The sequence below is a fragment of the Ochrobactrum sp. BTU1 genome (assembly GCA_018798825.1).
In the GTDB taxonomy this organism is placed as follows: Bacteria; Pseudomonadota; Alphaproteobacteria; order Rhizobiales; family Rhizobiaceae; genus Brucella.
In genome coordinates, this window is sequence record CP076356.1 from 490,487 (window position 1) to 505,560 (window position 15,074).

A 15,074-nucleotide genomic window follows, 5' to 3' on the forward strand; every position below is an offset into this window, starting at 1 on the left:
GGCAATCTGAATAGGGCCACAACGACAAAGGCAATACCGAACCGATCAGCCAACCCACGAATAGTGGGGCAACCAATAATGAAACTCTCTTGATCATATTGAGATGATAGACCGCGGAAGAACAAGCTGCAGCTATTTTTTTGCTTTCTTGTAATGCTGGTTTTGCTATTTACCAAGCCGTCCCGGCAAAGCCTGTTGGCTCAATTCTCTCTGAGAGTTTGGCTTCTAAAGCCTCCACATTTGCATTTGAGAGGGCGTTGACTTTTGTCAGTATCGATGACTATTGTCAAAACACTTAACGAAAGAGCCTCAATGCCTGTCCGACCGAATGATCAGATCATCCACAAGGCCGCCTGGCTTTATTACACACACGGGCTGCGGCAAGACGAAGTGGCCCAGCGCCTTGAAATATCCCGTGCGTCGATTGCGATGTATCTTCGTAAGGCACGCGATATGGGAATTGTCACGATTTCGACCTCGTCGGAGTTGTTTTCCGACGACGTCCTGGCGCGAGAACTGGAAGATGCGACAGGCCTGACCACCGCTTGGCTCGTGCCAGAAGATCGTCAAGCTATGGATCCAACGGCTGAAATGCCTGTCGTGGCTGCGGCCGTTTTCCTAGAACTCCTCAATAAGGGCGACAGGGTAGGGGTGGCATGGGGCCGAACGGTCTACCACATTGCCGATGTCATGCCTTTCGCGGATCTTAGTGGTGTTACAGTTGTTCAGCTTTGCGGAAATCTCGGCGCACCTTATTCTTACCGCCCTGACCAATGCACCACAGAAATTGCGCGTCGGCTCAATGCGGAAGGTCTGAATTTTTATGCGCCGCTTGTACTTTCATCAGAGCGCTTAGCCGATGAATTGCGAAGTGAACCGGTTATCAAGGAGCAACTCGCGGCAATATCGGATTGTAATCTGGCGCTATTTTCCGTCGGTGGGATCGAAGACGACAGTCATCTCGTCAAATGTGGCGCGCTTTCTGCTGACGACATGCAGGCTATGGGAAAGAAAGGCGCGGCAGGAGTCATCGCCGGCCAGCTGATTGATCAGGATGGTAATTGGCTGGATTGCAATCATAACCGACGCTGCATTTCTGCCGACCTCGACTCCATACGTGCAATTAAAAAGCGCATGCTCGTCGTGCAAGAAGACAACAAATTTGAACCGCTCGTGGCCGCGTTGAAGGGCCGATTTGCCTCGCACTTGGTGATCACGACCTCTATGGCGCGTCGTATTCTGGAACGCTGGAGCAAGGATGGCGTGGACAAAGGTGCCTCAAGGGAGGGTTGAGCTGGCAATCTCTTGGTCCGGGATGCGGTCGGGCCAGTTTATTGAGACGCTAGCCAAGAATGGAAAATCTCTGGTGCGATGGCGAGACGGAAATTCTTCTCCGAAGATGCAAAAGAAAATGAGTGTTAGCCGCGATCTCGCGCTGCTGTGAAACCAGCGTGGGATTTCCCAACCAAGCGATAGACGATGCGCTGCCTCGCCAGAATGTTGAATTGAACTTCATTGCCGATCCGGCTGCTGCATCGAACAGTGTTGTTGTGCAACGCTTCCAAGCAGACGTTCAATCCCGGCGCTAAGTTCGCTTCCTACGGCGTGCCTGACGCCGCAATGCTCTTTCGCTCAAGTTGGGGGCGGAACAAGATTAGTTCAAAATCGTACGTTTAGGTCAAACGAACAATGCACTTCACGCGGCACGTAGCATTCGGCCGGTGCGCCGCAACGGCCTGAAGCCGTCTGTCATTTGCTGTTCTGCATCCCAAGAATAGATCCCGGTGAGGTTTATGTGTTCCCAACTGAGTGGCGAGACATGTTTCAATAACTCGTCTGGAATATTCCGGCCTTGTTGCCGCAAATGTGCAGTGGCGCGACTAAGATAGACGGTATTCCAGTAAACAATAGCACTGACGACCAGATTGAGGCCGGAGGCCCGGAATGCCTGGCTGTCGTAGGAGCGATCACGGATTTCACCCCGCTCGTGGAAGAAGACGGCGCGTTTCAGCTTGTGGGCAGCTTCGCCCTTGTTGAGACCAGCCTGACAACGTCGGCGCAGCGCCGAGCTGGAATACCACTCGATCATGAACAGTGTGCGCTCAATACGGCCAAGTTCACGCAAAGCTTTTGCGAGTTCGCTGGATTTCGAGGAAGCAGAGAACCTTTTCAGGATTGTTGATGGCGCAACTGTGCCTGTTGTGATCGATGCGGCCAGACGTAGAAGGTCATCCCAATGTTCGAGAATGAGCGCGGTATTGATCTGTGCGCCGATATGGCTGTCCAGCGCCGGATAGGCGTCGGCTTTCTCGAATGTGTGCAATTTCCGGTCCTTGATGTTTCGAAGTCGCGGCGCAAAACGCTTGCCGATCAGGGCGAAGAGCGCAAAGACATGATCGCTCGCGCCACCGGTATCGGTAAAGTGCTCCTCGATCTCCAGAATCGTGTCGTGATCGAACAGACCATCGAGGACATAGACGGCCTCGCTCTCAGTTGGGCTGATTGGCAATATGCCGAAGTATCCGTACTGATCTGAGAGATGGCTGTAGAATTTCGAGCCCGGCTCACTGCCGTAATGCAGATTGATGTCACCACGTTTTGCAGCCCGGTCGCTGGCACGGAAGAACTGTCCATCGGACGAGGCAGTCGTTCCATCTCCCCAAAGCAGCGAATGCGGATGGCGCGCATGAGCGTCTGTTACACAGGCCTGCGCGGCCCTGTAGGTTTCGGATCGGGCGTGAAAGGTGCGCATCCATCCGATCTGGTGGGCACTGATCCCCTTCGACGCTCCTGCCATGCGTTTTGGTCCCAGATTTATGCCGTCCGCCAGAACGCCGGCGAGCATAGCGGAGATGTTTTGCGGAGCATCTCCCGTCCGGACATGCGTGAACTGGTCGGCAAATCCGGTCCAGTCATGTATTTCCCTGAGAAGGTCGGGCACTTCGATCAGCGGATACATTTCGCTGATTTCGACGTTCAGTTCATCGGCTGCAGCGGGAATATCGCTCGCACGTGGCGTCACGATCAGTGTTCCGGCATCCAGCCTGACGCCATCGAGCTTTCCATTGCGAGCGCGATAAACCAGGCGCTTGAGATTAAAGTCCATCATCTGCCTGACTTCCGCAAGCCATGCAGCACCATCGCCCTGAACTCCAAGACCGAGTTTGCCTTCATCTTTCATGGCGACAAAAGCAGGCTTAGGCATGAGATGTTCGTCAATCGGCCGGAACGATCGTCTACCATCAACCCAGACATCCCCCGAGCGTAGCCGATCGCGCAAATGGGCCAGAGTTGCAATTTCGTAAAGCCGCCGATCCGGCTTTCCGCAATCAAAGATGAGCTTTTTCTCCGACGAACCGAGATGACCGACCGGCACGCGATCAGGCAGAACGCGCTTCCCTTCCGCATAAAGCCCTCTGGCAACGTTTGAAGTCAGCAGAATAGCGTGTTCCTTATTCGTTCGACCTAAACGTACGATTTTGAACTAATCTTGTTACGACCCCTCTTTGTCCGCATAATTTACGAGTTGATGCCAATCTGACATTGTATGCCTCAAGCATATTTCCCCGATATATAATTAATATGCTGGCTAAATATTAGGTATTAATATTTGCAGTGCCATCAAGTATTAATCACGTATTGGTAAGCATGACTTGATCAATAATAGAGGATCTTTACCATACGCTGACCTAAGTAGTGGGGATATAATTGATGGGCTTCAGAATATTGGCTATGCTGTTTGGTTTGAGCGTGATCGGTACATATGATGCTGTTGCGGATGAGCATTATCCGTGCAAGCCTGCACCGGATATCAACAAGGCCTGGTACAAGATCCAGAAAATGGACAAGACCTATAAGGTCCGGCGTTACCTTGGTCCGCATACATTGGATATCCCTTACGGTTACTTCACGGGTCGGCAGACACCAGAGGAAGTGAACTGCTATCCAAAAATGAGCAGTCTCGAATTCGCCTTCTGGCTACCCGATTTGCGGTCACCACAAAAAGACATGTGGTATGACGCGAACTTTCGACCAAGGGAGGAAGGGCGCGAAGCGCCTGGGCCGCATGACTATGTGGTCAATGTACTCAGTCTGAGCTTTATCGATACGGCTAAGGGTAAGTCAGAAACCCCTTCGAAGGGGTTTTCAAACATCGTTGCCTTATTTGACAAGCCGTTTCGTATCGAAAGAAAATACGATCTCCTCCATGTCTTACCCGAAGAGAATGCAAGCGCTTTCGACTATTATGCCGATCTTTCTCAACCCGATTACAAAATCTTTCTGAGCTGCTCTTCTCCCCAAGAGGTCGAGAATCCCAGTTGTAAGGCACACCTCTACCTTACCGATAGGCAGTTGGAGGCGTTGCTCTTAATGCCTGTCGATGCGTTACCCGAATGGCAGAAGGTCAAAGACAGCGTTCGCTCATTGGTCGAACAATGGCGGGTCAAGTAATAATATTACGCATTCTCGATTTATTGAATTTTGAGCACGGAGTAGTTTTTATATGTCTGGCGAATTCCAACTCAATCCTGAGCAGCTTAGAAAGCTTAAAGAAATCACGAATGAAGGCACAGGGAACTTTGCGGACGGATATGATTATATGCGCCAGCAAATCCAGTCCTTCCTTGACTCACCTGAAAATGCACACGCATCAGATAGACAGGCTTTAGAGAATACCAATTATTGGCTGGAGAAGGCTGCGGAAATCAACCGTAATGATCCTAACAGTGAGGCTAATCTGTTCATTCGCGATATCACGAGCAGTGGGCTATTGTTTGACGGCAAAAATGCAGATCCAAGCAGAGTACAGGAAAACTCGGATCTAATAGCCACTAAAGTTCTTCAGGACGTACTGAATAATAACCGTGTACCTGGGGTAGGTGACTTGCTGAGCAAAGATGTTAACACAGCGTTGAGTGATGGCAGTCAAACGCTGGCTGGTTGGGGTGGAGCATTTTATTACTGGGATATGCCAATGTCGGGCAAGCCCGGTGATACGGTGGGTAGGCGAATAATGCAAAACCCTATCGAATATGAGAAATTTCTTGCCTTAACCACGAAGGCTGCGATGGATACCATGACGCGCCTCGGGGCGGCACTAGACGTAGCGACCAGTGAAGGCATCAAACTGTTGGACGCTACTATTGCTGACTATTCGACACGATTATCGGAAGCCGAGCGTCGCGTTGACGAATTGGAACAGCAGTTCATTAAAGCTCAAAAACGTCGTCAGGCGATGAAAATCGAAAGTCCAATTGATGGTATCGTGCAACTGTCATCCATTACCACAGTGGGCCAGGTTGTAACTGCTGGAGCTGAACTGATGCGCGTCGTGCCGAAGAATAATCAGATCGAAATCGAAGCCTATCTGCCAAATCGTGATGCAGGTTTTGTGAAGGCCGGGCAGCATGCTGTTATCAAGATTGAGGCTTATCCTTTTACACGCTTTGGCGTAATCGAAGGCACAGTGACCAACGTCGCAACTGATGCAATTCCAGAACCGGACGCGCAGCAACTTGAATCAACCGCTGCGCGCGAACCTCAGTCTTTTGTTCCGACAGGCAATGTTCAGCGCATGCAGAACTTGGTGTTTCCGATCACCGTCATTCCCGATCAGACAACAATCGCGGTCAATGGGCGGCCAATGCCATTGACACCTGGCATGGCCGTCACCGTTGAAGTGAAAACAGGCAAGCGCCGTATCCTCGAATATCTCTTCTCACCGCTCGTAGAGATCACATCGCAAGCCATGCATGAATTTTAGAGATACGATTCATTTTTCAATTGAACAAAATTATAATCTAATTCGCGAGGGATAATCATGCTGATAGGCAATCTAATAAGAACAGTTATGTTTTTGTTTATAGTTATTACGGCTCAAACCGTCAAAGCTAGCGAGCTAAATGAGTTAGACCTTAAAATTGTTGATGTCGTAAATCGCTATTCAGCTGCTACGAAAGCTGTCAAACTTTGCGGTCGATATATTTTCAACAATAAAGCTCAGGAAAAAATATTCATAAGTAATAGTAATTTGTCAAAGATTTATGCTTCACGCATCTTTCTGAAGCAATTCCCAACATCGTCCCAAAGTGCGCTTACCGTAAAAGCCGAAGAAATGGATAGGAAATTAGAAACAGCAATCAATCGCTTTTATACTGAGGAGGGCTGTTCACACAGACTTATTAAAAAATTCATTGAATGGTTCGATAACTTGCGGCAGGCACCTCTAGCCCCTTATCCAAAGCCAGATATTTCGGATAAAGAATTCGAGGAGATGGGAATGCGGTGGATAATTTTGAACGATCAATTGTGACTGATGATTGCGAAATTGACAACTTAAGGGGCGGTTCAGGCTTATAGCGTAGAGTCCTACCGCATAAACAATACGAAACTGGATTTTATTGCTGCGGCTGGCGTATTCTTGCCTGAACATGATGATCACCCCATTTCCACTCGGGTTTTTCCCATTTAGGAACACCAAGCATCACGCTGGCAAGGGCTTCGTTAAAATCCATGAGTTTGTGAAAAGCACCACGGCCGAAGTGAAGCTGGGGGCGGTCCATCGGATATTTGTCTTTGGAATCCAGCACAACCCACAGCGGTAATATTTCGGGACAACCACCCAAAAAATAACCATCGGTTCAGCTCGCCATCTCCAGCACCGTGCACAGGTTACATCAGTTGACCACCCTCGTGAAACCGGGGTAATTTAAATGCGTCCGGAAAACCTAAATCGCTCATGAGAGCGTACGATTTTCTGCAAATCTTGTTCCGACCCCAGTTAGTATGCTTTGGAATACGGCACAGAAAACATCCGCGTCAATGCTGTCATGGCAGATCATATCCGTTCGGGCTTACACAGCGATGATATAATTGTCAATTGGGCAGCAGCTCGGGGTCTATCTGTGAAGGAATACTTGGCGGATTTATTTGGGGGCAATATTGCGGTTACAAGACGCTGATTGTTGGGTCGGATCTCTTGTAAGCTAAAAAGGGCGGCCCACTGGTCGCCCTTCTTCAATTTGTTATGCTACGTCAGGGCTTTGGCATCCATGCAGGCATCGCTACCTCTGCATGCGAGAACTGTGGCAACTTCGCACCCAGTTCCTCCATATTCTTGATATCCTGATCGTTCAGGTCTTTCTGGGTAATGAGCGTCGGCGGGACGATGACCTGTTTTCCAGGATTTTCACCGGCCAAAAGCATAGCGAGTGACCGGACGGATACTTGTCCGACCACAGCCGGATTGGTTGCAGCGGTTGCGACCCATGCAGAGCCGGATTCACGCATTGCTGCGATATCGGAGGTCGAGATATCGGCCGAATAGATCTTCACATCGCCAGACATGCCGGCTTCATCTACGGCAATTTTAACGCCCTTTGCGAACTCGTCGTAAGGAGCAAACATTACGGTAATGTCCGGGTTGGCAGATATTACAGAACGTGCCTGATTTGCGACCGAATTGGCAATTGGATTATCCATGGTACCGAACTGAGCGGCTTCCTTGATACCGGAGTATTTCGTTTTGAATTCTTTCCAGGTCTCGTCACGCCGATCAAGTGGAGCTATGCCTGCCACATACACGTAGCCAGCTTTGAAACTCTCGCCATTGTCCTTGATTGCCTGTTCAAGAGCAAGGCGAGCTAGGTCACGATCCGACTGCTCGACCTGCGGAATTTTTTCATTCTCGACATTAACATCGAATGCGACAACCTTAATACCTGCATCAACTGCGCGCTTGGCCGCTTCCTTCATCGATTCTGTAAGGCCATGCTGGATAATGATGCCGTTAACACCCAGCGCAATGGCCTGATCCACCATGTCTGCCTGCAATGCCGCGTCTTGGCGGCTGTCAAACACTTGAAGCTGGACACCCAAGGCTTTTGACTGCGCTTCGACGCCTGCAAGATAAGACTGGAAGAAGTCGCCAGTCGAAAGATAGCGCACGAGTGCGATCTTCACATCACCCGGCTTGTCGAAAGGCTTCGGCATATCGGCGCCAATCGATGGCGCAACAAATGTTGCCGCGGCCATTAATCCGAGCGTAAGCGTGCCCAAGGTTCTGCGTGTGAAATTCATCTCAGTCTCCTCCACTGATCAATATTGGTAGCGCGCTGAAGGTTCCCGCTTCAGCGTTTGCCTCTTTTCGAGAGCGCAAAAGTAAAAATCAAGGCGATGACAAGTACGCCGCCTTTGACAAAATCCTGTGTGTAGTAGGGCGCATTCATCATCGTCAGACCCTGCAGAAGGATGCCAACGAAAAGGGCTCCAATGGCAGTGCCGAAAGCATTCGGCTTGGCCGCGCCCAACACGGCAAAGCCAATAAGCGCTGCAGCGACAGCATCAAGAAGCAGATTGTTGCCCGAAGCTATATCCCCACGTCCGAGCCGAGCAGCAAGAAGAATGCCGCCGATAGAAGCGAAGACGCCCGAGATAATATAGGCTGAAATCTTATAAGCATTGACCGGAGCGCCAGCGAGGCTTGCCGCGCGCTCATTGGAGCCAACGGCATACATCATGCGACCGAAACGCGTGTATTCGAGGAAGAACCAAATTACGATGGCAAGCACGATTAGCACCACCACCGAAACCGGTACGAGATTAGGCAGGATGAAATCAAAGCGGTGGCGGCCGAGAGCCAAAAAAGCTGGGCTGAAAGCACCGGTTGCCGTAGAACCGTCGGGCAAAGTCATTCCTGTGGCAATGGAACGCCCCTCAGTAGGAATGCGCTGCAAGCCGAGCAACAGAAACATCATACCAAGCGTTGCCAGAAGATCCGGAACGCGCATGTAGACAATGATGATGCCGTTAATCAGACCGACGATTACCCCCACTGCAAGACAAACAAGCGTTGCGGTCAGTGCGTCCCCACCCATCACCACCATGACGTAAGACGAAGCCATCATGGCAGTCGTAGCAACCGAGCCTATGGAAAGATCGAAACCACCAACGACGAGTGTCGCTGTGACTCCCAAGGCAAGGATGCCAGTGATCGAAACAGATTGCAGAATAAAGACCGCACTCTGGGGCGAAGCAAAGCCGCCGGTGACGAGCGAGAAATAAAGGACGAGACCGGCGAGCAGTACAAGGAATCCGTATTTGATCGCCGTTTCTCGGAGGTTGAAAGCCGTTGGCGGAACCGGGCCGGTCGTGTTGGATGTTGTTGGTTCACTTATCATCATGCGCTGACCTGTTGATGGAATTTCCCGGCAATCTGATTGAGCATCCGCTCGACATCGATCTCGGCATTGCGATGGGCGCCGACGATGGTCTGTTCCGACATCACCAGGATGCGGTCGGCGACTTCGAAGGCTTCGTCAAGTTCTGTTAGAAAGAGTATCGTCGTGCGCCCCACCGCCGAAGCACGCAGCTTTTCTCCGATTTCTCGACGCGCGGCGATATCGACACCTTGGAAAGGTTCGTCAAGAATTAGCACGCGCGAGGGCTCCGAGAGCCAACGACCAACCATGACTTTCTGCTGATTGCCACCCGACAGCGTTTGCATGTCATCACGCTCACTGCGGCAGACCACACCAAGCGACGCGATCTGCTCACGTGCCGTTTTTCTCTCTGCGCGTCGGCGGGCGACGCCAAAAGTCGATAGCCGCCGCAAAAACGGCAAACTAATATTCTCATAGATGTTAAAATCCGGCACTATGCCGCTGATCGCACGGTCCTTGGCGACGAGAAAAACACCCCGAGCAATAGCCTGAGCTGTTGTCATCGGCGAATAGCGTGCACCATCCAGCGTCATTACGCCTGCTGCAGGCGCACGCGCGCCAAACATGGTTTCTGCAAGCGCGCTCTTGCCCACGCCCACAAGCCCAGTGACAGCAACGGTCTCGCCATCGCCAAGATCGAAATCAAACGGCTGCGATTGTTCGGAAAGCTTGAGGCCACGAACACTCAAGATTGGTGGCCCCGCGTCACGCACAGCAACTGCCCCCGCAGACACCTTTCGACCGAGCATTGCGTTTACCGCACCTTCATAGTCAAGGTCTGGCCCCTCGAAACGGCCTGTTATCCGACCGTCACGCAGCGACACAATGCTGTCTGCAAGCCGGCGGATATCCGACATGCGGTGAGAAATATAGAGAATTGCGACACCACGGGCCTTCAACCGGTCCACAAGGTCGAATAATCTTTCTGCTTCGGTGCTCGAAAGCGAGGATGTCGGCTCGTCGAGGATCAGCACTTTGGGTTCATGCGCCATTGCACGCGCGATCGCAACCATCTGGCGATCCGCTAGTGTTAGCTCATTGATTTTAGCAGATAGATTGATCCCCAACCCCATGCGTGCTGCGACTGCGGCCGCTTCACGACGCACTCGACGAGGATTGAAGAATAGTCGCGCACCGCGTCCATTCAATCGGTCCAGCGTGAGGTTGGTTGCAACATCAAGATCGGTAACTACGCCGTCATTAATGTTCTGGTGTACCGTGACAACCCCGGCGCGGATCGCCTCGGCGGGGGTTGCCGGCTCAAAGGCAGCGCCAGCCAAAGTGATCATTCCACCACCGCGCTTGAAGACTCCCGATAGAATCCGGACGAGCGTCGATTTACCGGCACCGTTGGCGCCCATCAAAATTGTCACTGCACCGGCTTTGAGGTCGAGGTCTACTCCTTGCAGCACCTGCACCGGCCCGAAGGATTTGCGCACCCCCTCAATGCGAAACACTGGCTGTTCGCTCATAAAGTCCTCCCATTGGAACCACGTTAGGATAGGCAGTCGGCAAATGTCAAGGCCATTGACATTTGACAGAATGATGCCTTAGCTGTCGGAAAGTCGGTATGGGGATGCGGAGTGGAGGCGCCCCATGCGCAGGAGGAAAATATCATGGACAGCCACGTCTTTGAGGCGCTGACTACAAATACATTGCCGATCCGATTGGGTAGCAATGTCGCCCTGAAAGCAAAGGTTGGGGAAGAAAGCTCCCTCTGGACCATCAAGGAGGTTGGGGATGGCAATCTAAATCTGGTTTTTATCGTGACCGGCGAGAAGGGGGCCGCGATTGTAAAACAGGCGCTGCCCTACGTCCGCCTCGTCGGAGAAAGCTGGCCGCTGCCGCTCAAGCGCTCATTCTTCGAGTATCATGCGTTGAAGCGACAGAGTGAACGCGATCCGGGTATGGTGCCTGAAATCCTCCACTTCGATGAAGTGCAGGCCATCATTGTCATGGAATTCCTGACCCCCCACATTATTCTGCGACGTGCGTTGATTGACGGCCAGGAGCTCTCTAAAATTGGTCGCGACCTTGGCCTGTTTGTTGCGCGCACTCTGTTTCGTGGCTCCGATCTTTCTATGTCGACGCGAGAAAAGAAGGCGGATGTAGCCTTGTTCTCCGACAATGTCGAACTCTGCGACATAACTGAAAACCTCGTATTCTCCGATCCTTATTTCGAGGCCAAGCTCAACCATCACACATCACCGCAGCTCGATTCTATTGTTGAACAACTGCGCGCCGACCGTGAACTCAAAGTTGAAGCGCAGCGGTTGAAGCACCTCTTCTCGGCTAAAGCGGAAACACTCTGCCATGGCGATCTGCACACTGGCTCCGTCATGGTGACGAACGACGAGACGCGCGTCATTGATCCGGAGTTTGCATTTTACGGGCCGATCAGTTTTGACGTCGGTATGCTGATTGCAAATTTCTGGATGAGCTATTTTTCGCAGGCTGGCCATGAGGCAGTACCAGGCGCACGCGACAGCATGCGCGCTTACCTCCTCGATACGATTGACACGCTTTGGGAAACCTTTCGCTCAGAATTCGCGACGCTTTGGAGGTCCGAACGTAAAGGGATTCTGTATCAATCCAGTCTCTTTGAAGATCGCCATGATCCGCTTGCCGCCGAGCAGGCGCTCAATATCGTAATCGATGAAATTTGGCATGAAATGTTGGGCTTTGCCGGCGTTGAAACCCACCGTCGTATCCTTGGCCTCGCCCACAATGCGGATTTTGAAACAATCGCCGACCCCGACCGTCGTGCCTCGTGCGAAAGCAAGGCTCTGAAGTTTGGGCGTCATCTCGCCGTCAACCGGCAGCGCATCCATAGCCTGCGGGATATCCGCGAGACGGTGGAACGACTTGAAAAGGAGGTTCTCGCGTGAAAGTTGGGGAACGTCACTACCAGACAATCTGGCTAAATAGGGATGGCCGATCCGTCGACATCATTGATCAGCGCTGGCTGCCACATGAGTTCCGCGTGGTTACGCTCAGGACCGTTGCCGACGTTGCGGTTGCAATCCGGGAAATGTGGGTACGAGGGGCGCCGCTTATCGGGGTTACGGCTGCGTACGGCGTTGCGATCGCAATAGCCGACGATCCGTCGGATACGCATCTTGACGCCATTTGGGAAGAACTCAATGAGACCCGTCCGACCGCAATCAATCTGCGCTGGGCACTCAATGAAATGCGAGAATATCTGCGAACCATTCCAGAGGCGGAACGTGTTGATGCTGCTTATAAGCGCGCTGCAGACATCGCAAAAGAGGATATCGAGCTTAACCGCGCTATCGGCGCAAACGGCCTCGATATCATCCGACAGATCGCTTCAAAGAAAAAGCCTGGTGAAGCTGTAAAAATCCTCACCCACTGCAACGCTGGTTGGCTTGCAACTGTCGATTATGGCACCGCGACCGCGCCAATCTACATGGCGGTTGAGGAGGGAATCCCGGTCCATGTCTATGTTGATGAGACACGACCACGCAACCAGGGGGCTTTTCTGACCGCTTGGGAAATGAACGGACATGGAGTTCCCCACACATTAATCGTTGATAATGCAGGTGGGCACCTTATGCAGCATGGCGATATCGACATGGTCATCGTCGGCACAGACCGTACCACGGCAAACGGCGACGTCTGCAACAAGATAGGGACCTATCTTAAGGCACTCGCAGCACGTGACAACGGCGTGCCTTTCTATGTCGCACTTCCATCGCCGACTATCGATTGGTCGGTACATGACGGCATTAAAGAAATTCCGATTGAGGAGAGGGCCGCAGATGAAGTGAGTTTCGTCCAAGGTCGGGCTGCGGATGGCTCGATTGCAAGTGTCCGCATCTCACCAGAAGGAAGCCCCGCCGCCAATCCTGCCTTTGATGTTACACCCGCCCGCCTCATTACTGGCCTCATCACGGAGCGTGGCATTGCGGCGCCTTCGCCTGAAGGCCTCAAGGCGCTCTTCCCAGAAAGGTGCTGAAAGGATGGTAGCGATAAACCGAGGTCAATCCACGACAGCCAGCCCTCACACTCAGCAATTGGGCTTCTTCCGGCATGGACAGCAGCTTACGGTCATACCAATTTCTTCTGCGGCGTATAGCCTTGTGAAGCGCGATAACTATGAAGCTCACCGATAAACTGCATTCGCTGGGAGGAATTTGTTAGCGGGGCGTTTTCTTGACGTTTCATCTCAAACATCCAGCCCCTCTGGACCGCCGTTTAATGAGATCTGCGCAATGACAACAGCTGATACCGCAGACCGCCGGAATTCGATCATGAATAACTCGCAAAATTCAAGTCTTCCGGCGGTGTTACCCGAGGGTTGTCAGAGATGGATTTGTCAAAATGCACCCCAACCCTGAGCGAAACCTCAATATCGGTATCACCCCGAACGTTTGATGCGACAACCGTATCGGTGCGTACTCCGCGCTTAAAGTTCTAGCTCAGCCGCCTGAAGACATGACGCGGTGGCAATGTTGCCGCAATTCCTCTGTCACAGGAATGGATTGAGCATCCGTGTTCAGCTCAGTGAGAACGACATCTTGTTCGAACTTCGCGAGTTCGATTTCGTCGAGATAGGCTGTGAGATTAACCCTGGCATCCTCAGTAATCGGATCCCAGGAACTTCCGAACTCCTTTTTGCATGCCACTGCATTGACGTAGGTTCTTTCCAGCGCGGCTCTTACATCTGGCTGATTTGCGAGCGCAGTTTGTGTCATGATGCAAATCAGTAAGATGCCTGACATCGTAAGCGTGTTTGTAAAGCTTTCCATTGCACTCCTCAGATAAAATTAAGCTGCAGACCGCCTTAACATGTTATTCAAGGGGCGTTAATCCTCCCCGTGATTTTTGACCCAACCCAATCACATTCTGTAAGAAACGCGTGCTTTCTGTCGTTGATCATCAACAGCATGCGTCTGGAAAACACCTTATCGCTCAAGGAAGTAGCACAATACCGTGACAGCCGGTGGACGCTCAAACTAACCGGGACCGGCATCTTGCAGCGCCAAAGCTGCGCAGGTTGCCTAGCAGCTTACGTCATTCACCCTTTCAGCGCGATAAACGCGTCGCCAGCAAGTTTGCTTTGGCTCACACCCGTATACCCCTTCGCCGTCTTTGTTTAAAAGAGTTCTAATTCATTTTAGTTGCAAGATTGCGTTTGTATTATTACTGCTTGGTGATGCTCTAATCGACCGGGTGAGCTAAGCGCTATTAAGCGAGCGAAGAAGATTAAAATGACCACTGACACAGATGCCAACGACCTGGCAAACAGCCTAATTCTCGCGGAATCTGTATTTTCCGTCGAAACTTCCTCGATAATTGCTTTATGATGAGCCCGTCATTTACCGAAATATTTCTGACGAAGCGCAAATCTTTGCTTTGGAGCGTGATGCGGATCGTCAAGGACCCGCAAACTGCTGAAGACGTTACGCAAGAGGCGTTCATGCGCGTAAGCAAGGCTGCCGAAGGAGGGACTATTGAGCATATTGAAGCATTCCTATTTCAGACTGCAAGGAATCTTGCGTTAAATCAAAAACGCCGAAAAGACCTGCGAGGTCGTGTTGAACGAGACGATATTGCTGCTGCGGACATTGCCAATATCCCTTCAATGACACCATCACAGGAAATGGATCTTCTCCATCGCCAAAGGCTAAATCTCATCAGTGACGCGATCGCTAAGTTGCCGAAACGCACGCAAAATGTCTGGATTTTAAGCCGTATAGAAAAATGGTCCTATCCAAAGATTGCAGAGCACCTCGGTGTTTCGCCGAATACCGTATTTAATGATCTAAAGATGGCACATGCGCATTGTGTAGACGCCTTGGCTAAACTCGATCGCGAATGAGCGTTTCG

Annotated in this window: 12 protein-coding genes and 1 pseudogene; 7 read left to right on the forward strand and 6 right to left on the reverse strand. The window is 51.5% G+C overall.

Going from position 1 to position 15,074, the window contains the following annotated elements; genetic code table 11:
* Window positions 1-312 precede the first annotated feature (312 nt).
* Window positions 313-1,293, forward strand: coding sequence for a sugar-binding transcriptional regulator (locus KMS41_21395; protein ID QWK81105.1), 981 nt, complete (start codon window positions 313-315; stop codon window positions 1,291-1,293).
* Window positions 1,294-1,696: 403 nt separating this feature from the next.
* Here the strand turns inward: KMS41_21395 and KMS41_21400 are convergent.
* Window positions 1,697-3,418 (reverse strand): annotated as a pseudogene (locus KMS41_21400) (Tn3 family transposase).
* Between the two features lie 293 nt (window positions 3,419-3,711).
* Here KMS41_21400 and KMS41_21405 point away from each other — a divergent pair.
* Genes KMS41_21405 through KMS41_21415 form a run of 3 tightly spaced genes read left to right on the forward strand, consistent with a single transcriptional unit; the run spans window position 3,712 to window position 6,313 of the window.
* A complete protein-coding gene (locus KMS41_21405; protein QWK81106.1) occupies window positions 3,712-4,452 on the forward strand; it encodes a hypothetical protein in 741 nt (246 codons plus the stop codon).
* 52 nt (window positions 4,453-4,504) lie between these two features.
* Complete coding sequence (locus tag KMS41_21410; GenBank protein QWK81107.1) at window positions 4,505-5,764, forward strand: HlyD family efflux transporter periplasmic adaptor subunit; 1,260 nt, start codon at window positions 4,505-4,507, stop codon at window positions 5,762-5,764.
* A 57-nt stretch (window positions 5,765-5,821) separates the two neighbouring features.
* Complete coding sequence (locus KMS41_21415; protein QWK81108.1) at window positions 5,822-6,313, forward strand: hypothetical protein; 492 nt, start codon at window positions 5,822-5,824, stop codon at window positions 6,311-6,313.
* Between the two features lie 85 nt (window positions 6,314-6,398).
* On the opposite strand, the gene KMS41_21420 is transcribed toward KMS41_21415, so the two are convergent.
* The 4 genes from KMS41_21420 to KMS41_21435 form a co-directional block, all read right to left on the reverse strand.
* Entirely contained in the window at window positions 6,399-6,590 is a 192-nt protein-coding gene (locus KMS41_21420; protein QWK81109.1) for a hypothetical protein, read from the reverse strand.
* Window positions 6,591-7,035: 445 nt separating this feature from the next.
* A complete protein-coding gene (locus KMS41_21425; protein ID QWK81110.1) occupies window positions 7,036-8,079 on the reverse strand; it encodes a substrate-binding domain-containing protein in 1,044 nt (347 codons plus the stop codon).
* Window positions 8,080-8,129: 50 nt separating this feature from the next.
* Window positions 8,130-9,179: an ABC transporter permease gene (locus tag KMS41_21430; protein QWK81153.1), complete on the reverse strand. Its 1,050-nt coding sequence runs from the start codon at window positions 9,177-9,179 to the stop codon at window positions 8,130-8,132.
* Window positions 9,179-10,693, reverse strand: coding sequence for a sugar ABC transporter ATP-binding protein (locus KMS41_21435; protein QWK81111.1), 1,515 nt, complete (start codon window positions 10,691-10,693; stop codon window positions 9,179-9,181). Before KMS41_21435 ends, KMS41_21430 begins: the two co-directional genes overlap by 1 nt.
* A gap of 144 nt (window positions 10,694-10,837) precedes the next feature.
* On the opposite strand from KMS41_21435, the gene KMS41_21440 reads away from it, so the two are divergent.
* Both KMS41_21440 and mtnA read left to right on the forward strand, forming a co-directional pair.
* Window positions 10,838-12,109: an S-methyl-5-thioribose kinase gene (locus KMS41_21440; GenBank protein QWK81112.1), complete on the forward strand. Its 1,272-nt coding sequence runs from the start codon at window positions 10,838-10,840 to the stop codon at window positions 12,107-12,109.
* The gene (gene mtnA / locus KMS41_21445; protein ID QWK80330.1) at window positions 12,106-13,200 is read left to right on the forward strand and encodes an S-methyl-5-thioribose-1-phosphate isomerase; all 1,095 of its coding nucleotides are present in this window, start codon (window positions 12,106-12,108) and stop codon (window positions 13,198-13,200) included. Before KMS41_21440 ends, mtnA begins: the two co-directional genes overlap by 4 nt.
* A gap of 463 nt (window positions 13,201-13,663) precedes the next feature.
* Here the strand turns inward: mtnA and KMS41_21450 are convergent, their stop codons facing one another.
* Window positions 13,664-13,939 carry a hypothetical protein gene (locus KMS41_21450; protein QWK80331.1) on the reverse strand — a complete coding sequence of 92 codons (276 nt, stop codon included), beginning with the start codon at window positions 13,937-13,939 and terminating at the stop codon, window positions 13,664-13,666.
* 611 nt (window positions 13,940-14,550) lie between these two features.
* Here KMS41_21450 and KMS41_21455 point away from each other — a divergent pair.
* Window positions 14,551-15,066, forward strand: a complete 516-nt coding sequence (locus KMS41_21455) for a sigma-70 family RNA polymerase sigma factor (GenBank protein ID QWK81154.1) — start codon at window positions 14,551-14,553, stop codon at window positions 15,064-15,066.
* The last annotated feature ends 8 nt before the right edge of the window (window positions 15,067-15,074 follow it).